A 21286-nucleotide genomic window follows, 5' to 3' on the forward strand; every position below is an offset into this window, starting at 1 on the left:
GATGGGATGACTTACCTCGTCTGAAGTACACTATTTTTGAAGGAATTAGCTCAATCTACTGCCTCAGATGTAGTCCCCGCGACTTTTGATGACTCTCATTCAAGTCATTTAAAGCAAGAGCAACTTGTAAGTAAATTAAATATTTTAAATTTATGTTTTTAAAGGTTAATTTGTTTTCATCTTCACGGTGGTCGTGATTTTTATACTAATGATGTATTTTATGTGCCAAGACTGCATGGCAATATTATAAATTTAATAGAGTTTGGAAGAAATTATAAATGAGGCTGTTAAAATTTTTTCAAGTTATTTTTTTAACTTTCCGCTTATCAGTTTTTTTTCGTATGGTTCCATAACCTCAAAGACTGCAGCATACGTATGTCATAATTGTAGCAATGCAGATTTTATTAGCTTAGTGAAAAAAGAGATTCTTTCTAATAACTGTAAGTTTTCAACTTCAAAAGGAAAAGTTTCTCGAGAAGATAGTGTTTGTTATAAACAAAATGAAAAAGTGATTGTAGTAAATCCCACTGCAAAAATTGCAAGTAAGTTTATTGTCCAATCCGCGGAAAAATTTGGTGGCAGTGAGATAAAGTCAATACCATTAACACAAAGTGAGAAGAATGATTTAGACATGTTTTATCAAATTGATAATTCATTCCGCCAACTTAGTTTGAAATCAATAGTGGCTTATGCTGGAGAATATGATAACAGCTATTTAAATAAGAAAACTCCATCTACAAAGTTTGTTCAAGGAATTGATTATAATAAAAATGCCCAGTGTAGTATGTCATCTTTCCCAACTGATTTTTTTACATCAAAAGATTATAAACAACGAGTGTTGAATGAGCTTGGTGCTTTAATGAAGGCAAGTTTAGGTGGTCTAACTTGGACGCAGTTTGTTGGTGGCTTTAAGGATACAGATCTGACTGGGCTAACTCTAGAGCTTACTGATGTTGAGATTATTTTTAATCACAGTAATGCTAGCAAAATATTTGTGCATGTGATTTATGACAAAAATGATTACCGTGTTGCTCCAGATAATAGACTAACTTTTAGTGTTTCATATGTAGGTGAATATTATAGGGAAGGGAATAAAAATATAAGTTTTAATTTTGAATTAGAATCAGAGCTTTCTTATGCTGGTGGTGTTTCAATCAGCGACCTTTTTACGCCATCAGGTAGTGATAATTCAGTACGATTTAATGGGGATAAGGTTGATCCATGCCTAGTACAATTTTTTGAACTAAACAAAACTCAAGCCACTACACGAACTCCTCTGTCTAATGATGAAATATATGGCCATTGGGCAGGTGTTCTAGATGAGGGCGGTGGGCAAATTTGTCGCTTGCGGACGCCCATACGTGGCTATTCAGGATATGGATGCTTCACAGATAAAAACGAGGTGCAAGATCTGATTTATGAGTATATGGGGTTATGTAATTAAGTTTTTTAGGATTCTAATTCATAAAAAGCTTAGGCACTTAACAAAAGCTAGCTTGATGTTATTCATAATGATGTTACAGATTAATTTCCATATCGATTTAGCTCCATTTTATGCCATAACTTGCAGGTGAGCATTGTCACGGCAGTGGCCATCGGAAAAAGGGATTTTTCCGTTGAGCCCCCAAGGATGGGTTTACGGCGTGCCACTGAAGTGACAATGCAGAGCGGAAACGGAACTCCAATCGGCTTTTGGTATTATTTATTCGATTGATAGCAATCATGCCGAGCGGAAGTTGACCCGTAAATGAATCAAAAATTGAAGTCAAAAAAGCGAGTTAAGTTTTCACTTAACTCGCTCAATACGATTTAGCAAAGCGAATTAGCAGCGTTGCAGTGGTTTCCAACGTTGCAGGCTGACCGGAATACTTACCCCTTGGGATAACAACAGGTTAATCCGTGCTTGGTAGGCGGCGCCCTGCATTAAATGTTTGGCCAAATCCACCGCATTGCGCTCGCGGTAATCATCTAAATAACTGCCTTTAGCCCAGGCATTAAAGGCGCCGAGGGCGGGGCCTGCCCAAATCTGATAATCCATTTCGCGGCCGACTTCGCCCGTGTTTGACCAGCGGCTCGAAAGACCCAAATACCAGCGGAAAATCAATGCCATTTTACGTTTTGGGTTATCCAGTGCACGCTCAATTTGTTTAGGATCGCGCTCATTAAAGTGCGCCACAGTACCCGCCCAAATCTCATCTAATGAGGCGCGAAATACTTGCTCTTCCAGCTTTTGCCTTTCCTCTGTTGGAATCGCCTCAATCGAGTCGTAGCGGGTGTAAATCTCGTAGAGTTTGTTAGCACGCATAGGGAATAGGGTGCCTCGCTTAACCACTTGTAACTTAACGCCCATTTCAAACATATCGGCGGCGGGCGCCATAGTCACATCCGCCATTTCAGTGGTGGCGAGTAACTTACGGGTATGTTCGCTGGCACCTGCTTCAACACAGGCTTGGTTGATAGAGCCGGTGACAATATAGGCCGCGCCCATATTGAAGGTCGCCAGCGCCGCATCGGGCGTGCCAATCCCCCCTCCTGCGCCCACACGGATCGGCGTTTTGTACTGGTACTTGGCTTGAATGGTATCTTTGAGCGCCAAAATGGTCGGTAATAGCGTGACCAGAGGGCGGTTGTCAGTATGCCCGCCTGAGTCTGCTTCGGCGGTAATGTCATCGGCCATAGGCACAGATTGCGCCATCAGCATTTGATCTTCGCTGATAAGCCCTTCGTTCACTAATTGCTGCAGCATCTTAACGGGGGCGGGCTCCATAAACTTGGTGGCCACCTCGGTACGGCTGATTTTAGCAATCACTTTATTGCCAATCACAATCTCGCCGTTGGCGTCGCGACTCAGGCCCGCTGCGCGGTAATAGACGATTTGCGGGGTTAAGCCCAAGAAGGCCGAGGCTTCAACCGTACGCACTTGATGTTTAAGGAAGAGTTCGACACTGCCACGCTCCAGCGCTGGCTCACTTGGGCTATGGATCAAGTTAAAGGCGTAGGGGCCATTGGGCAATGCCGCTTGAATGCGTTTAATCGCGGCTTCAACGCGCGACGGAATTAACCCCGCCGCGCCAAAGGAGCACAGAATGCCCGCCTGACCTAAGGCGATAACTAACTCTTCCGAGGCGATACCGTTAGCCATAGCGCCTGCGTAGTAGGCGTATTTCACCCCATGCACGCGGCGAAAATTGCTGTCGCCTAAGCTTTGGGTGCCAAGGGCGGGGGCGAAGGCGCTTACAGGATGCAAACCATTGCTTTTGTGTAAGCCATTGCTGGGGTGAGCTTCAGCAAGACCCACCACCTCGGCACTTTGGGCTATGCCTAGGTCTTTTTCGGCATGATTGACTAAGTAACAGGCTTGATTGAGATCTTTAAGTTTTTTGCCAAGGGAATCGATATCGAAACTGATGGCGGCTTCATCAACCTGCCATGGCCAAGGACTGAGCTTATTATTATCGAGTGTGGTATTCGTCATTTGGACTGTTCACTTTTGGGTGTTTGGGCCTGAATTTGTTTGCCGCAGAGGGGTTATTCCCTTGTACTGCGGCTGTTGTGTACTGTTCTTAAGCTAACTGTGGCTAATGCTGCAAGTTAGGCGCTAGCGTTATGCCTCTTCGATACAGATAGCAATATCGGTCACCTCATAAATGCGCAGGCCATCCTTACTCAGGTTGGCATCGCCTTTGATGATGCGTTTACCGTCTTTATCTTCAATACTGGTGATATGCACATCCAGCGACATCTGTTTGTTTAATGGATTAATTTGACCGCGATACTTCCATTTAATTTCTGACAGGATCTGGCCAAATTTCGGATTATTAAAGCCTGCGCCTAGGTCTTGGTCTATGGCATAGGTTTGCAGTAATTCGATAATCGCCTCGACGCCGAGGGAGCCTGGCATCACAGGGTCCTGATGGAAATGGAACTGGAAGAACCAATCACTCGGATCAATGGAGCGCTCGGCGTACAAGTAACCCAGCCCCTTCTTACCGCCAGTTTTTACAATCTCAGCCTTGTCGATAAAGTTCAGCTGCCCACCCGCGAGGCGGTAGTATGGTTTGCCCAGCGGCGCTACAAAACTGCGGCCATTTTTATCTAACAGATTGATTTGGCTGTCGGCTTTAATAGCGCGCTCAAGGTGCCAGGCTTGGGTTATTTTACCATTGTCGATACCCAACTGGTTTTTAAGCGCATCAGCCTTAAAGTAACCGAAAACCGCATTGCCACGGTAGAAGGGCTCGCCATCGCAGCTCAGTTCGAAACTAAAGTTTTGAATGATATTGCTGCCAGCTATCACGGTGGACAGTAGGCGCGAATCGTTGACTATGGTTTTACCGCGTAAATCCACTTCGCGCAGTAACTTGCCACTGCCGTCGAGGTTGCGGAAAAATAATTCCTGCCCCGGGAAGCCTAAGGTCGTGCCCATATAACCCGAGATAAAGCCATTGGGCTGCAATGAGATTTCCATCAGCACTGAGTAAGGCATCACACTCGGGTGGCTGTTTTTAGCGTAATACCAAGCATTGCTGGGCACTTCATACTCGGCAATACAGGAGGATGGCTTTTTCAGCTCGCCACGTTTGCCCTCAATGGCCACCACGCGGGTGGTGAGTTGCAGATCGCCGCAGGGCGTGCGCGGCGGGATTAAACCACGGTAAATACTAAAATCGGGGCCGAAGCAGTTTTCAATATCGCCAGTGGCAAACTCAAACAAATGGTAAGGCGTAAACGGCAGGGTGTCGGGCACGCGGTTGGCGTACTTAGAGCCTGCTGGCGCAATCGGCGCACTCACATGTTTTAGTGGCACAACGCCTTTATTTACCGGAGCTGCAACATCCGGGATTTGTGCCATCAGTGGCGCTTGTTCCGCTTGGTTGTCGATATTTGCTGCTTTGGGAGCATTACTCTGTGAAGAACTGCTTTGCGAAGAGCAGCCCTGTGAAAAATGGCTTTGCGAATAGCGGGTGCAATCCGCTTCTTCTTTAATCATCACCCCGAGGTTTTGGAAATCCACTACCACTTTGCCATTGAGCAGAATATCGATATTCGCCTTGGCATAGGGGCGAGGACTCATGCCAATTTCGGTGACTTCCATGCGATAGGTGAGGGTGCCTGATTGTGGCAATACCTGACCGCGGCAGCGTACTTTTTGCGATGCGTTTTCAAGGGGTTGGAAACGACCGTTTGTGACGCCACCTGCTTGTGTATTAGCGTGCATACCAATATGCAGCATAAAGAATTGCAGCAACTGGCCACAACCTTCGGCCATCAGGGAGCCGGCCATCACTTGGTCGCCCTTGAAATGGCAGGGGAAATACCAATGGTCGGGGGCTAATTGCTTGTGACCTTCAATCAAGCCTAAGCCCCAGGCGCCGCCATGCACGTCGAGCTTACTTACTTGCTCGATCATCAGGAATTTTTCCGAGGCGAAGCAGAGTGAAGGCTGGAGGCCAAACTTTGCCTGATGGGCTGCATGTTCACCGCCGAAACAGCCGCCAATGTCGGCGCTCAGCAGACGATGGATTTGGCCGTAGCTAAAGGCCGTTTGCGCGCAGTTAAGTAGCGGCGTGAAGAGTGGCTTATTGCCGTTTCGGGCATATTCATTGGCCAGTGCAATTTGTGCCTGCTCGTGTGCTTTAATTTCGGCCTCGGTGCGGATCACCCCTTTGCCATCGGCCAGTTCTTTATCGGTAAAGAATCCCGCGCAGCCGCCATCCATCTTGAGGATCAGCTTATCGCCCACGAAGCATTCGTAGGAGAAGAAAAACAGCAGGGTATCGCCATTGCGGGCAAAGTGGTTGATGGAGATATCGTAGCGCAGGGTGTCACCGCCGCGGGGTAGATCCCCAAGGAAGGTGAGGGTGCAGTCGAGCAAGCGATAGACGCGCTCGCCCTTGTTTTCAAAATCGATACCTAAGTAGCTGATCAGCATTAAGTCGCATTGGCCCGATTCGACCGCCACAGCCCAAGGAATTTGGCCATCGACCAAGAAGGGCGCATCCACGGGAATGTCGTACTCTGTGGTCATAGTGCTCGGCTGATAGCGGTTCATTTGCGCGTTGAGCTTAGTCACCCGCGAGACCAGCAGATAATCCGAGGTCGGCAGACGCACGCGGCGCGAATAACTATCGATAATGGCGTAGTCTTTGCCAAATACCTTGGCAATATCACCCTCGGCGTATTCCACTAGGTCGTGGTAATCCCAAATGCAGGGCTTAAGCGCAGGGATCGGCGGCGTGTAGGGCAACACATTAGCATGATCAGGTTTTAACTCTGATTTTAGTTCTGGGACTGATACCGCTTGCTGCACCGCGGGAGCGGCATTGGCGCTGGTGGCAACATGGGGTGCAACAGAACCCATTTGTGTCGTCTGGGACAATTGCGCTTTTAACAGCGCATCGGCCAGTTTGAGCCCTTGCTCTCGGCTCTGTAAAAAGGCTAAGTGCGCCTCGCGGGCAAGCTGCTGGTTTTGCAACAGTTGCTGGTTTTGTAACAGTGCCGCGCTATCCTGCGACGCCCTATCCTGCGCCAAGGGCTCCGCCGAATATTGGTGTGGTGCGTTAGATGACATACCGCTCTCTACTGCTAATGGTGTGGCAAATGGGGTGGCGTTTTTTGCCGTGATATCAAGTGCTGCTTCTACTATGGGCTCAGTTTGTGTCGCCTGTGGTGCGACAGGCTGTAACAGGCGCATTTTGCCTTGGATGGCGGTAAGTGCGGGCAGTGGCGTATCCACAATATGTTGATAGATATCGCGGCCACCGAGCGTCACAGGTTTGATTAAATGCTTTTGCTCACTCAAGGTTAAATCTTGCGCTAGGCGCTGTTCTAGTTGTGCCGCCTGCGTTGCAGTCTGGCTTAACAGCAGCAGCGAGCTCACTCCTTGGCTTTGGGTGGAGACTAATGCCTGTTTAGCGGCGTTTTTATCTGAACCCGCAGACCCATTCTTTAGGTTTAACAGGGCACTCAAAAGACTGGCCATACCCGCAGCGGCAAAGTTATGCCCAAGGGTATTGGCGACTCGGCTGCATGGCGTCCCCATAAGATTAAGCTGCGTTAATAGCTGCTCTGCGGGCAGTCGCTCTTCTGGGGCAATACATTGCTCAACCATATGGATGGTAGAGGGCACTGAAGGATTGGCGATAGCTGTTTCGGTTATCAACGAATCAAGCAGCTTGGGCAGCTGATGATGTGTGCCAAATGCTTGACCACGAATCTGGCCGTAACCCGTTTGTTGACTGTTGCTCGCTTGCTGGCTGGTCAGCACGATAGCGCCCGCGCCTTCACCCACCTTCCACTGTGGATTCGCGCTGTTGGCATCGAGATCAACGGCGGCTTGAGCATTTTTCAATATGACCTGTTCAATACTGCCGCTTAAATCCACGGCGGCAATCACTACGCCATCGAGTGCCTCTTGGGACAGTAAGTTTTGCGCCACATCGATACAGCGAGCGACCGATTGCTCGGCGGCTGAGATGGTAAAGGCCGGGCCGTTAAAGTCCCACAGCGAGGCGATGCGCGACGCCATAATATTGCCAATAAAGCTGGTGTATTGATTGAGCTTGGCGGCATCGAGCACGCTGTCCATGGCGATGGCTTCGAGGGCGAGGTATTCATCATTGGAGAGGTGAACGCCTTGTCGCGTTAAGCTATCTGCAAGTTGGGTGTGCAAATTCACGCGGCCACGGAATTGGTGCAGTTCAAGCTCGGTTTCCATCGCCACTAACACCGCGACCTTGCTGCCTGCGGTTAACTTGGCGTCGCGAATCGCTTCGTCGGCGACTTTGATCAGCAACAATTGCTGGGAGATTAGCCTGTCATCCTCATTGGGCGGCACTTTAAAGCGCAAAAAGTCGAAATCAAACTGCTCGATATAGGCGCCTTTGGGCGCGCGATTTAGGCCAAAGTGGTTAAGGATATCGGGGTGCTTATCTAAGCCTTTCCAGCGGTTAGGTGGCAGCGGGATAAAGGCATCTGTTTGATCTGATAACGCCTTATCCAGCTCATTGATGGAGGCCAAAGGCCCAAAGTGCGACGCCATGCCGATAACGGTTAATGCTTGCTGCTGATAAACAGGTTTGTTGGCTTGCTTCTCGGCGCTGTGAATTGTTGGCTGATAGGATTCCAACAACAGATGGGCATTACAGCCGCCAAAACCAAATACAGACACCCCCGCATGGCGACGATCGTTGCCTGTTTTATCGGGCCAAGTCTGCAGCTGAGTGGGGATATTATTTCCGCTAAACAATCCCTTAGGCGATGATATCGGCGCCTTAAGGTTGATACTTGGCGGTAGATGGCCTGAACGCATGGCAAAAATCATTTTCATGATCCCAGGCATGCCAGCAGCGGTGAGCAAATGTCCAAGGTTGGATTTAGCCGAGCCAATCAGTGGCGCGTGTGTGCCCTCAAGTTTATCTTCGAAAAAACGCTCCATCGAGGTGAGCTCAACCTTATCCCCCAGCGGCGTGCCGGTGGCATGGCATTCAATCACTTCGATATTGCTCGGGTGGGTGTTGGCGGCGGCATAGGCGCGCTCGAAGGCTTGCACTTGGCCCTTACTGTTGGGGCTTAAGACAAATTGGCCTTTGCCATCGTTCGATAAGCCAATACCACTGACCACGGCATAGATATTATCGCCATCGCGTTCGGCATCCTCTAAACGCTTAAGCACTAATACGCCAGCGCCTTCGCCTGCGAATAAGCCTTTGCTATTGCTATCGAAAGGTGCCGAAATTCCATGGTCTGGATAGGCGTGGAAAATCGAGAATCCCATATTGATAAAGAAGGGATCGGCGCCCGATACCGCGCCTGCGAGCATCATATCGGCCTTGCCTGTGGTTAAATAATCGCAGGCAAGTTTGAGGGCATAGACTGAGCTGGCGCAGGCGGCATCGAGGCTCAGCTGCGTGCCGCCAAGGCCGAGGGCATCACTGACTAACTTTGATGCGGTATGGGCAATGGCACCATTGGCGGCCTGTTGCGTGGCCGCCATCGAACCATTGGCGAAGGGCGCTAAGGCAAATTGTGGTTGATTAAGCTTGGTTTTTAATGCCTTTTCAACCGCTTGATGGTAAATCGGTAAAAACAGTTCATTGGAGCTTGCAGTCGGGAACGACAATGTGCCCATTACTATCCCTGTGCGTTCAAGCAATGGCGCCGTTAAGTCGATGCCTGCATCAATTAGCGCTTTTTTACTGCAATCTAATGCCCATAAAAAGCTTTCATCGAGCCCATCAAAGGCCGTCGGCGGCAGCTGATAACCCTGTGGGGCAAAACGAAAATTGCGGATATAGCCGCCCTTGTCGCAATAAAAACGGTCGGCTTGGCCTTGAACGCCTTGGTAATCCGCTGGATTGGCATTGAGTTTGGCCGCATCGATTTGGCTGCGGGAATCTTTTTTATCCAGCAGATTTTGCCAAAACTGCTCCGGTGTGTCGGCATCGGGATACTGGACGGCAAGGCCGACGATGGCAATCTTTGGCATCGCCTTTGAGCTTTGGCGCTGGTCGTTTGGCACAGCGGCGCTGTCTTGCAGAGTCGGGTGAGCATGCATTTGAGAACTCAAAGGGGTTCTCCTTCTTGGAATACGTTTGAAAAATGGCCTAATGCGCAGGCGTTGGCAGAGTGTGACGCTATCGTTTTAGCCGCATTCTTATCTGCATGAATAGTTGCTGAGTGCGTTACTGATTGAGCTGCCGATTGAGGCATTAGCGGCGCAAGGGAAAGTGGCACTCTATGGCTGATAAGTTGGGCTAAGCATTTGAGTAAACTGGTGATCGTATCGCTGCCCTTGGCATTGCATGCCATGGCTAATATCGGTTGTTCCTGTGTTTGAATGCCATCGACACCCAACTCTAATTGGCGGCCGATTTTATCGATAAGTGTGCTGGTTTGCCGATCGGCGCCCACCTCAACAAATAAGCGCGCACCTTGGTGATACGCGGTGTTAATCAGCCCGGTAAAATTAAGCGGCGCGCAAAAGGTGTCGGCAATGCTTTTGGCAATGCTTTGGCTATCGATACTGACGGTGCTTTGCTGCGCCGCGCTAATAAAACGCACCTGAGTCTCGTAGGCATTCGCCTTTAAGCCCAAGGTATAAAACCCTTGGATAGCACTGTGCTGTGACTGCGAGGGCGAAGTATGCATGGCGGTGACTTTATTGCTGGCAATGCCACGCTTATTCAGCCTTTTAAGGAGTTGTAAGCAGCTTGCTTCGCAGCCCGCGAGAATGCAGGTATCACCCTGTTCAATCGCCAGATAAACCCGTGGAAAATCAGTCAGCAGGGTATTAATTTCGGCGCGAGAGGCTCGCACTAAAAAGCTATTCCACGCCAGCGGTGCATCTTCACTCAACTGCCAATCGCGGCGCACCGCAAGCAGTGGGCCTGAAATCTCCTGATTAAAGATGGCGCTGTTTTGGGTGGCGTTAATCAGGGCATGTGGCGTTTGCCAGATATCCAAACTTGCCCACATTGCCGCTTCGCCCATGGAATAGCCCAGAGCCAGTTGCGGTTGAATAGTAAAGACTCGAGTCAACAGCTTACTGAATAGGTAACTGGCGCCAACACCGCTAATCGCAAGCTGGCTTAAGCTCATCTCTGCTGCATCTTTTACATCAACGGCACTTTTGGCATATGCAGCGCTTTGGTAAATCGCCTCGGCCTGCAGCATGGCGGCTAAATCCCCCTCGCGTTCAAGCTCGCGATAAAGCGCAGGGAAATAGCCATGTAAGTCACTGAACATATTCGGATAAACTGTGCCAACCCCTGGATAGACAAAGGTTAAGCCCGTATCGCCAAGGGGCGAGGCCGTAAAATAACTGCCCGCAGGGGTCTTAAAGGCTAGATTGGCCGATGGCGTTGGCGCTGGAGTCTGTTGCGTCTTTTCAATATAAGCGCGCATCGCCTTGGCTTCTTGCATTAGCTCCTCAAGAGAGCCAGCCATCAGCACTAGGGCTAATTTATCCTGTGCTTGATAACGCTCAAACCAATCACTGCCTTGGATACTAAGCCAATCCGTATCAGGTTGTTTTACCGATAAATCTAATGAATCAATCAGTTGCGACAACTTAAGCGTTAACGACTCAAACTCATTGCCGCTGATGGGGATAAACAACCTGTTAGTATTGAGTAATGGCTGAGCAATAAGCCGAGTGCCTTGGGTCAAGATAAGGCTCTGGGCTGTCTGAGCTTGAGGGGCTTTACCCAAGAGATTACCCAAGAGATTTAGGCTTAATACCCTTGCCTGATGAGGCTTGGTAAACCAATAGCTGTTCTCCGCGTTTTTTACTGGCTTTTCAGCGCGCAGTTCAGCGTGTTGCTCAGCAAGTTGCACTGCATCAGTCGCATCAAGCATTGGTTCAATGCCTTTAAGGCTTCGATGACTTAACGCCTCAACCGCTTGAGCTAATACATTCAACTGACTGGCAAGATTGCCTGCATCCGCGTAGCAATTTACCGCCTGAGCAGGATTGCGTTTGGCGAGGGCAAAAGCGCGATTTGCACAGTTTTTGATTTCTATATCGCAAAGTGCTTCATTCGCTTGGGCTTGAGTCTGTGTCAAGGCTGAAATATAAGCCTCGGCATGCAGATGTAATTGCGCGGCAAGTAGTCCATCAAGCAGATACAGGCAGCGTACTTGCTGCTGATGGTCAAAGCGGATTTCAACGAGTTGTTTTTGCGCAATATGGGCGAGCTGATCTGTGATCAAGGCGACCAGTGTTGGCTCATCTGATGGCTCATCAATCAGTGGCTTATCTTCAACATTGAGCAGAACTCGACAAGCCATCAACTGTTGCAGCTTACTGACATCGGTTTGTGCATGGTTAAGCGCACTCTGCATCCGCGTATCGTCAAGTCTGGCATCACCAAGCCATACGGCTATTCGCAGTGGCTTGGCATTGGGATGCGGACTGTTTAGTGCCGCATTGCTTAATGCGGCATGTGCGATTGGGTCGAGTGTCACTTAACACTTACCTCGGCCGTGCTTTGGGCGACTGCCTGCTCTTGCGCCTGTTGTTGGAGTTTATTAGCCAAAAACGCTTGGTTAAGCGTCTTACTGATCGTGACTTTTGCTCGCTTCATCTCGCAGCTTAGACGGCCATCTTGATGATAAAGCGCAATATTGGCTTCAAGTGAACGGGACGAATGCTTGATAACATCCAACACTAATACCGCCTTCTCGCCAAAACCTAAGGGCGAATAGGACACGAACTCGCCAATTGTGCTAGGTAAGCTTGCCGCTTGATATTTAAGACGCGCCCACACGAGCATGGCCTGCAATAACAGATCTTCGGCAAAGGGTTGTGTGCCCTTATCCTCAAGCTTTGGCGCAAACTCGCCGCAGTCATCTAATGTCACCTGTGGCAGTTCTACTTTGGCTATAAGCTGTTGGTCATCAAAGGTGAGCACTTCGCTTATGCCTTGCAGTCTTGGGCCATGGAACAGTGTGCCATCGCGGTAGAGCGACTCGCGGCTCGCGATAGCGGGTTGCTGCGTTATCTCCTCTATCAGAGAATGCAACTCGCCAACCTCGAAACGCTGCGCGTCTTGCTTATCATCCGTCTGCGCTACTAACACCGCCTGATACTGCGGGCGACCTTCAAAGCTAATCAGCGCGGCTAACGCCTCAGTCGATTGCTGTGTAGCGTCGGCAAGCGGCGTGAGCATCAATTCGAGCTCAATAGGCGCATCGCGGGCAAGCAGCGCCTCATCGAAGATTATTCCTTTGAGTAGTCGATAATCGCTGACACTCACCGCCGTACCTAAATGGGCCTTGGCGGCCTCACGCATCCAATCTATGGCGCACACCGTTGGCAACACCGCATGACCATTGATGCGATGATCCTCAATAAAGCTCATGCGGTTAGGGTCGAGGCTGCGTGTAACGCGAATACTCTGCGGCACCGTTTGGGCCATAGGCTGCGGATCTAACGCCGTGGTTAGATCCGCTTCAGGCTTTTTTACTGATGCAACTTCAACGGCATTGGCGGTATTGCCCTGCATATCGGTTCCGACCAACAGCTGCGCCCCTGTATCAGCCAATAATTGGCTGGCAAATAACTCAGCACCGGCTTTGAGTGGAATGACATAAACCCCGCGGTCGATAAACATTTTCTTCAGCGCTGGATTGACCATGCCGCCATCCCAAGGACCCCAATCGAAGCTCATCACTTTGGCTGTAGGTAATTGCTGCGCAAGTTGCAGCGCGGCCTTATTGAGAATGTCGTTAGACATGGCGTAGTCGCTCTGGCCGGTATTGCCGTAAAAACCTGCCGCCGAGGAAAACAGCGCAATGAGTTTTACTTGGCTCAGATCCAGCGTTGACAGCAGATTGTTAAGTCCGGTCACCTTAGTGCCATAAACGCGTTCAAGTTCGCTTAAGGTTTTGTCTTGAATATGTTTATCGGCTAGGACTCCCGCACCGTGAATAATCCCCGTGATGGGCGATAGGGCACTGATAGGCGCAATAGTGCTGGCAATGGCGGCAGGATCGTTGACATCCACACTTAAGTACTCGGCGCTGGCGCCCACCGCTTCAAATGCCTGCAAGGCATGGCTGATTTCAAGGCTGCTTTGTACTGGCCAAACTAAGGCATCCACTTGTTTTGGTGTGGGTTTATCACCCAGGCTTTGCAGATGCGCAATGGCTGCGGCTTTCAGCTCGTTGCGATTTTTACCCAGAGCCCAAGCGGGGATCCCCTGATGGGCGCTACGACCCGCGAGGATAAAATGTGCCTTGCAGCGTTTCGCTAAACTTAAGGCGCACTCGAAGGTAACGCCCTTAGCGCCGCCTGTGACGAGGATTTTGTCCGCATTGCTAAGGGCCGCGGGTGGATGAAGAAGTGCTGCACTGCCCGCAACTAAGGTGGTGCGCTCAAGCTCGCTATCAATACCGACTTCGACTGGCGCATCTTGGAGGTAGAATTCCTGCACCACCGCATTGGCAACCGTTTTGGCGTCCAAGTTTGGCGCGATATCCAGTGCGCGGCAGACCACTCCCGGCCACTCGTGATTTAAGGTTTTAGTGAGTCCAAAGAGTGCCGCTTGGTTGAGTTCACTCTGGCTGATGAGGGCGCTTGCAGACTCATTCATGCCGATATAGCCAAAGCCACCGTCGATACGGCTGACGGTGACAAAGCGGCAATAGTCACGTTCAGTTAAAAGTGGTTGTAAGTGCTTGGCGAACAAGAAGGCTTGCTCGACCGAAGCTTTGGCTTCGTCTGCCAGCACTAAGCCTGCACCTTGATCGGCAACGGACTTATGCTGTGGCTGCAGATGAATAAAACCGGCGATTTGGCCAAGTGCTTCAATCTGATTGATGACCTCACAAATGCTTTCATCATCAATCGCCTCTAGCGTGAAGCTGGCAATATGGCTATCGAGTGGCGATGCACTGGCCACAACCGTTTTCGGTGAGCGTACAACCGCGACCTTAACACCTTGGGCGTGAAGCTTTTCGGCAATCACCCCCGCGTTGTGGCCATCGTCGCCGATAACGACGTAACTGTTTGACGTCAGTTGAATATCGCTAGTTGAGATGATGCGCGCTAACTCAGCCGCCGCTGGCAACTTTTTTAGCATCACCTCACTATGGGGCGGCAGGTCGATGATTTCCTCGACTGTTTCTGTAATCGCCTCTTGAATTGGCGCAGCATGGTTTTGTTGTAGCGCCTCACTTGAGGCTTGCGAACCAGCATAGAGGGCGACAATTTCACCCAAGGTGCGACACTCGGTTAAATCTTCAGGGCTGAGTTCTGGCAGGTTCGGCATTTGATCTTGTACCGTGCCTAGAATTTCCACGCGCTTAATAGAATCGATACCAAGGTCGGCCTCCATATCCATGCTGAGTTCCAGCATTTCAACGGGATAGCCAGTCTTATCGGCCACGACCGCCATCATAGTGCGCTCAATTTCATCATTAGAAACCGCCGCACTTGCAGCGACTGCATTTTGTGTCGCATGGCTAACTGTGGCCGCAGCTGTTACGGCTGTTGATACTAGAGGAATTGCTTGGCTAAAGAGCGCCACAATTTCCCCTAGGGTGCGACATTCGGCTAAATCTTCAGGGCTGAGTTCTGGCAGGTTTGGCATTTGATCTTGTACCGTGCCTAAAATTTCTACGCGCTTAATGGAATCGATCCCAAGGTCGGCCTCCATATCCATGCTTAGCTCAAGCATTTCCACGGGATAGCCGGTTTTATCGGCCACCACCGCCATCATAGTGCGCTCAATCTCATCATTTGAAACCGCCGCACTTGCAGCGACTGCACTTTGTGTCGCCTGGCTGACTGAGGCCACAGCTGTTACGGCTGTTGATACTAGAGGAATTGCTTGGCTAAAGAGCGCCACAATTTCCTCTAGGGTGCGACACTCGGCTAAATCCTCTGGGCTGAGTTCTGGCAGGTTGGGTAACTCGTCTTGTACTGTGCCTAAAATTTCTACGCGCTTAATGGAATCGATCCCAAGGTCGGCTTCCATATCCATGCCAAGTTCTAGCATTTCAACGGGATAGCCAGTCTTATCGGCCACGACTGCCATCATAGTGCGCTCAATTTCATCATTAGAAACCGCCGCACTTGCAGCGACTGCACTTTGTGTCGCCTGGCTAACTGTGGCCGCAGCTGTTACGGCTGTTGATACTAGAGGAATTGCTTGGCTAAATAACGTCACAATTTCCCCTAGGGTGCGGCACTCGGCGAGATCTTCTGGGCTGAGTTCTGGCAGGTTGGGTAATTCGTCCTGCACAGTGCCTAGAATTTCTACACGCTTAATGGAATCGATCCCAAGGTCGGCCTCCATATCCATGCTTAGCTCAAGCATTTCCACGGGATAGCCGGTTTTATCGGCCACCACCGCCATCATAGTGCGCTCAATCTCATCATTTGAAACCGCCGCACTTGCAGCGACTGCACTTTGTGTCGCCTGGCTAACTGTGCCCGCAGCTGTTACGGCTGTTGATACTAGAGGAATTGCTTGGCTAAAGAGCGCCACAATTTCCTCTAGGGTGCGACACTCGGCTAAATCCTCTGGGCTGAGTTCTGGCAGGTTGGGTAATTCGTCCTGCACAGTGCCTAGAATTTCTACACGCTTAATGGAATCGATCCCAAGGTCGGCCTCCATATCCATGCTTAGCTCAAGCATTTCCACGGGATAGCCAGTTTTATCGGCCACCACCGCCATCATAGTACGCTCAATTTCATCATTAGAAACCGCCGCACTTGCAGCGACTGCACTTTGTGTCGCCTGGCTAACTGTGGCCGCAACTGTTACGGCTGTTGATACTAGAGGAATTGCTTGGCTAAATAACGCCACAATTTCCCCAAGGGTGCGACACTCGGCAAGATCTTCTGGGCTGAGTTCTGGCAGGTTGGGTAATTGATCTTGCACAGTGCCTAAAATTTCTACGCGCTTAATAGAATCGATCCCTAGGTCGGCTTCCATATCCATGCTAAGTTCTAACATTTCAACCGGATAGCCCGTCTTCTCTGCGACCACCGAGAGCATAGCGTGCTCGATTTGCTGCACGACTGACTTCTCGGAAAGCACGCGGGTTGCTGCCGCCACAGTTTGCACTTGTGGTTGCGCTAATGGTGGCTGGGCAACTTGTGGTTGCTGAACTTTGGGCTCGCTCACAGGCACAGCAGTCACTTTTGGCTCTGCGGCTAAGGCTTGAACCACGGGCGCATGCGCTGGAACGACAGGCGTTGCCACAGCTACCGCCACTGGTGCAGCGACTTGAATGGGGGCTTGAACCTGAAGCGCAGGCATTTGGCCGAGTAGAGCTAATGCCGCTTGGCTGCTGCTGGTTTGCAATTGCATAAATTCAGCATGGCTCTTTAGGGTTTGTGCCTGATGCTGGTGGAACAACTCCATCGAGCGTTGTAGGCTCTCAGGAATGGCGATGCCAAGGCTTGCCATTTTCGCTTGCTCTGCCATCAGAGCACTGACGGTATCGCCGTATTGCTGCGGTATCGCTAAAAATTGTTGATGTAATTGCGCTGCCTGGGTTTGGGCGGCAAAAAAGGCGCTCAGGGCATCTTGATTCGCCTGTCCAGCGGTAAAGCTGGCTGGCTGTGCTGGTGTTTGCTGTTGAATATTATTGTTATTTTGTGCCACGGGCTTTTCCACTTCGACAACCTTTTCTAGAATTTTTTCGACAATCACTGGTTTTTCAACGACTTTTTCAACCACTTTCTCAACGAGGCGATCCACATACTGCACTTGGCTGGTAATTTTGCCCGATTGCAGCGAATCGACCATTTTGCGGCGGGTACTAGGGCTGATGTAGTTGGTGGCATTGAGCTTGATATTCATGGCCGACGTTGCTGCTGGGGCAATCAACTCTGCTTGATACGGATCAATCTCACCCAGTTTTACCCCAGCAACAGCCAGTTGCACTGCGGCGCTGCGCAGTTGGCTGTCACTATCGCCCTTGGGATTAGGGTTAACGCTGATAATACACAGCTCGTTTAACTGCGCCGCGAGGGTATTTTCTGTCAACTTTTGCAGAATATTTTTCGGGCCGAACTCGACAAACACCCGTGCGCCTGCGGCATACATAGCTTCTAGCTGCTCACTAAAGCGCACCGACTGCAGCATATGGTCTTTAAAGGCGGCTTTGATGGCATGGGCATCGGTTGGATGCAGCTGGCCTGTGCCATTGGCATACAGGGCAAGCTTAGGTGTGTTGAACTGAGCCTTATCGATGGCTGCACTAAAGGGCTTTTGTGCATGGGCAACCAATGGCGTGTGGAAGGCGCCGGAAACGGGCAGGGAAATCGCCTTAAAGCCTAACTCGCTAATGGCCTTAGCCGCCTGTTGGGTGGCGGCACTAGCGCCTGCAATCACCAGCTGAGTGGGGGAGTTGTAGTTGGCAATCTTGACGTCGTCAAACTGCGCCAGGCAACCTCTGATAGCCTCAATATCCTGTTTTTGCTTAAGGATCACTGCATACATAACACCCGCATCGGTATCTTGGGATGACTGCGCCATCGCCTGTCCACGCTCAAAGGCAAGTTTGATGTAGTCATCCATTGAGATAACTTCTGCGGCGCACAGGGCCGAAAGCTCACCAAAGCTATGACCAGCCAGCATATCCGGGGCGAAACCTGCCTGAGTAAACAGTGCGTACTGCGCCATTGAGAGCGCGCCGATGGCGCTTTGGGCATAAAGAGTGTCGGTTAATGCCGTATCCTGCGCTTTTATCGACTCATCATCAAAGGCTGGAATAGGATAGAGCACGCTTGAAAGCGCAGGCTTATCATGGGCATTAAACACTTTATCGCTGGCGTGGATATGGCGGCGAAGCTCGGGGAAGTTATTTGCAAGCTCCAGTCCCATATTCAGGTACTGCGCGCCTTGACCAGCAAATAGCGCGGCGATCTTGGTTTGCTCATTGACTAAGGCCTTGGCGCGGTAGCTGATCCCTGAAGGTAATTGCCAGCTCTCAGCGTTATTGGCTTCAAGCTGCGCTATCGCTTGGGTTAACAGAGTCTGTAACTGGGCATAGTCTTTGGCGATAAAGCCAAGACGGGCCGATTGCGGGGGGAGTTCGCGCAGGGCGTAGGGTTTTGCAAAGGCAACAAAATGGGCATCAGAAAGCTCAGCCTTAGCCGCAGTTGCTTGCTGTAGCGCGTTTTTTAACTCGCCAAGCAGTGCGATTTTATCGGCGGCGGCAAACAGCCAGCTTTGTGCCACGCTGCGTTGGCGATAGGCGTCATCGCGCGTGTGATCTGGGCGGTATTCTTCGAGTACTAAATGGAAGTTAGTGCCACCAAAACCGAAGGAGCTGACCCCAGCGCGGCGCGGCGTATCGTCACTGCGTTGGATCCAAGGGCGCGCCTCGGTATTGAGATAAAAGGGCGAGCGGGCAATGTTTAATTTAGGGTTAGGCTGACTAACGTTAATTGTTGGCGGCAAGACTTTATGGTGCAGCGCCAATGCAGCCTTAATCACACCCGCCGTGCCCGCGGTGGACTTAGTATGACCGACCTGAGATTTAACTGAGCCTAAGGCGATATGCTGTAACTGCTCATTATCCTTAGAAAACACTGAGCTTAAGCCAGTAAATTCAGCTACATCGCCTGCGGCTGTGCCTGTGCCGTGGGCCTCAATCAAGCCTACTGTGTGCGGCGCAAAGCCTGCGTCATCATAGGCGCGCTCTAATGCCTTGGCTTGGCCTTCGGGGCGCGGCGCATAAATGCTCTTAAATTTACCGTCCGATGAGGCGCCTACACCTTTGATCACCGCATAGATCCGGTCGCCATCGCGCTCGGCGTCTTCAAGACGTTTTAGAGCGACCATGCCGATACCTTCGCCAATCATCATGCCCTTAGAGTCGATATCGAAGGGTTGGATTTGTTCGTTGGTGGTAAAGGCGGGTGTCTTTGAGAAACTCATATACATGTAAGGCGAGTTGTCGGTACAGACACCGCCGGTGATCATCATGTCGCTGCGACCTTCGGTCAGTTCGGTGAGCGCCATACGCATGGCGGCAAGCGAGCCTGCGCAGGCGGCATCGACGACGCAGTTCATCCCACCTAAATCGAAACGGTTGGCGATGCGTCCGGCAATCACGTTGCCAAGGGAGCCAGGGAAGGAGTTTTCTTCCCAGTGGACATATTGATCTTGGAATTTTTTGATCAGTAGCTCGCTATCTTCATCGCTCAGGCCACTGCTTTTAAATACTTTTTTCAGCACTGGATATTGCAGACGCGCGTTGAGGCTATGGCTTAACTTTTGGCCACCGCCAATCCCTAGGGTAATGCCTATGCGGTCACGGTCATAATTGTCCGGCAGATTGGCATCCTGCAGCACTTCTTTGGCGACCACGAGGGACAGCAATTGTGAGCTGTCGGTGAGTTCCAAAATATTGGGCGGCAGACCAAACTCCATTGGATTGAAGTCAACTTCAGGCATAAAGCCACCGCGCTTGCAGTAGCTCTTATCGGCTTTAGACTTATCCGCATCATAATAGTCATCAATCGACCAGTGGGATGCGGGCACGTCGGTAATGGCATCAATCTTGTCGCAAATTAAATCCCAAAACTTATTCAAATAGCGAGAGTTAGCAAAGATACTCGCCATGCCAACAATGGCAATCGGCATATCTTTTAAGCGTTTATTCAACCTCTTATCGGCTTTTTCATCGGTTGATAATTGAGGCTGTGAAGGGGTATGGCTCATTATGAGTCTCCACTGGCAAAGCGGGTGGCTGTTGCCTTATTAAGGGATTTAGCGATGGCTTTTGGGGTTTGCACGCCAGGAAAGCGGGCTAAAAAGGTGTGGTAGTTGCGCACCAGCAATTTACGCAGATGAAACGGCCCATCCTTTAGCACATAGGCGATGTAGCGATTGGCCGCTTGGGTATTACTGTCTTGATAAATATCGATATAAATCCAATCTGTCTTGCTATCTATACCAAGGAGCACTGATTTAGGCTCGGCTTCGGTTAATTGCGGTGGCAGCGTTAACGACACCACTTGCACTACGGTGTCGCCATCTGTGCTTGGCAGGGCGAGTGCTTTTGCTAAGGTTTCGGAGTTAACTGTATAGGTTTGTACGTCGCTGCCTTGGGCAATCGGTAATTGATTAAAATACTGTTTAGGGACAAGTTCTTGATCAAACTCATCGAGGCGCGATACCCCGTAACGCTTAAGGCAGCGGGCTAAGCCTGAGCGCGATACATTGGGGTTAATAAAGGTTTGCGTGGCTTTAAGTAGCCTATCGAGCGGCAGCTTTAGCTGATACCTCAGTCCCACCACCACATATTCTTCAATTGGGGTGAGGGTAGTGTTGAGATGATGCGGCGTATTCGGGCTATCGTTAATCGATTCGCGCTTACGCCATTTACGCACTGTGGCTTCGGTAATATTTAAAATTTTGGCAAGCTGACTGACACTCAATTCAGATTGCTGAATAAAGTGGCGCATTTCTGGCGTGGTGGTGGCATTTCGGTGTCTTACCACCTTGTGGCGAGACTTTTTCTCTGTGCTCGATTTCTTTTTGCGAGCAATATCTGCGACTTGAGTGCCAACTTTTGGAGAGCTCATACTTGTCAGTGCGATCCCATCATTATTATTTTCATCCAACATAATCTATCGGGACTGCATGATATGGCCTTTAAACTAGAGTCAGAACTCATGCTTAAGAGAGGCTTAAAACCCGTGTTTTTAGATATTTTACAGTACACAATGGTGATGCAGATTACCTGAGGTTTTTGCTCGATACAATCATGTGGGACTTGAAATGGTTTTTTAATGTTCAAATTGTTTTCGAACAAA

Annotated in this window: 6 protein-coding genes; 1 reads left to right on the forward strand and 5 read right to left on the reverse strand. The window is 50.2% G+C overall.

Annotated elements, in window-relative coordinates; all coding sequences use genetic code 11:
• The first annotated feature begins 262 nt into the window (after positions 1-262).
• The gene (locus H9J30_RS07365; protein WP_240130429.1) at positions 263-1444 is read left to right on the forward strand and encodes a hypothetical protein; all 1182 of its coding nucleotides are present in this window, start codon (positions 263-265) and stop codon (positions 1442-1444) included.
• Between the two features lie 378 nt (positions 1445-1822).
• Here the strand turns inward: H9J30_RS07365 and pfaD are convergent, their stop codons facing one another.
• From pfaD to H9J30_RS07390, 5 genes are all read right to left on the reverse strand, one after another.
• The gene (gene pfaD / locus H9J30_RS07370; RefSeq protein WP_240130430.1) at positions 1823-3475 is read right to left on the reverse strand and encodes an eicosapentaenoate synthase subunit PfaD; all 1653 of its coding nucleotides are present in this window, start codon (positions 3473-3475) and stop codon (positions 1823-1825) included.
• Positions 3476-3604: 129 nt separating this feature from the next.
• Positions 3605-9556 (reverse strand): hotdog fold thioesterase, encoded by a 5952-nt coding sequence (locus H9J30_RS07375; RefSeq protein WP_240130626.1) that lies wholly within the window; start codon positions 9554-9556, stop codon positions 3605-3607.
• An 8-nt stretch (positions 9557-9564) separates the two neighbouring features.
• Positions 9565-11967 (reverse strand): PfaB family protein, encoded by a 2403-nt coding sequence (locus H9J30_RS07380; protein ID WP_240130431.1) that lies wholly within the window; start codon positions 11965-11967, stop codon positions 9565-9567.
• A complete protein-coding gene (locus tag H9J30_RS07385) occupies positions 11964-20189 on the reverse strand; it encodes a type I polyketide synthase (protein ID WP_240130432.1) in 8226 nt (2741 codons plus the stop codon). The genes H9J30_RS07380 and H9J30_RS07385 overlap by 4 nt, the downstream gene beginning before the upstream one ends.
• Positions 20189-21055, reverse strand: coding sequence for a transcriptional regulator (locus tag H9J30_RS07390; RefSeq protein WP_240130433.1), 867 nt, complete (start codon positions 21053-21055; stop codon positions 20189-20191). Before H9J30_RS07390 ends, H9J30_RS07385 begins: the two co-directional genes overlap by 1 nt.
• Between the last annotated feature and the right edge of the window lie 231 nt (positions 21056-21286).

The organism is Shewanella cutis (genome assembly GCF_022410515.1).
Classification (GTDB): Bacteria; Pseudomonadota; Gammaproteobacteria; order Enterobacterales; family Shewanellaceae; genus Shewanella; species Shewanella cutis.

Excerpts from the sequence above, each read along its gene's own strand:
- pfaD (WP_240130430.1), bottom strand. The coding sequence starts at position 3,475 with ATGACGAATACCACACTCGATAATAATAAGCTCAGTCCTTGGCCATGG.
- H9J30_RS07375 (WP_240130626.1), bottom strand. The coding sequence starts at position 9,556 with ATGCATGCTCACCCGACTCTGCAAGACAGCGCCGCTGTGCCAAACGAC.
- H9J30_RS07385 (WP_240130432.1), bottom strand. The coding sequence starts at position 20,189 with ATGAGCCATACCCCTTCACAGCCTCAATTATCAACCGATGAAAAAGCC.
- H9J30_RS07390 (WP_240130433.1), bottom strand. The coding sequence starts at position 21,055 with ATGAGCTCTCCAAAAGTTGGCACTCAAGTCGCAGATATTGCTCGCAAA.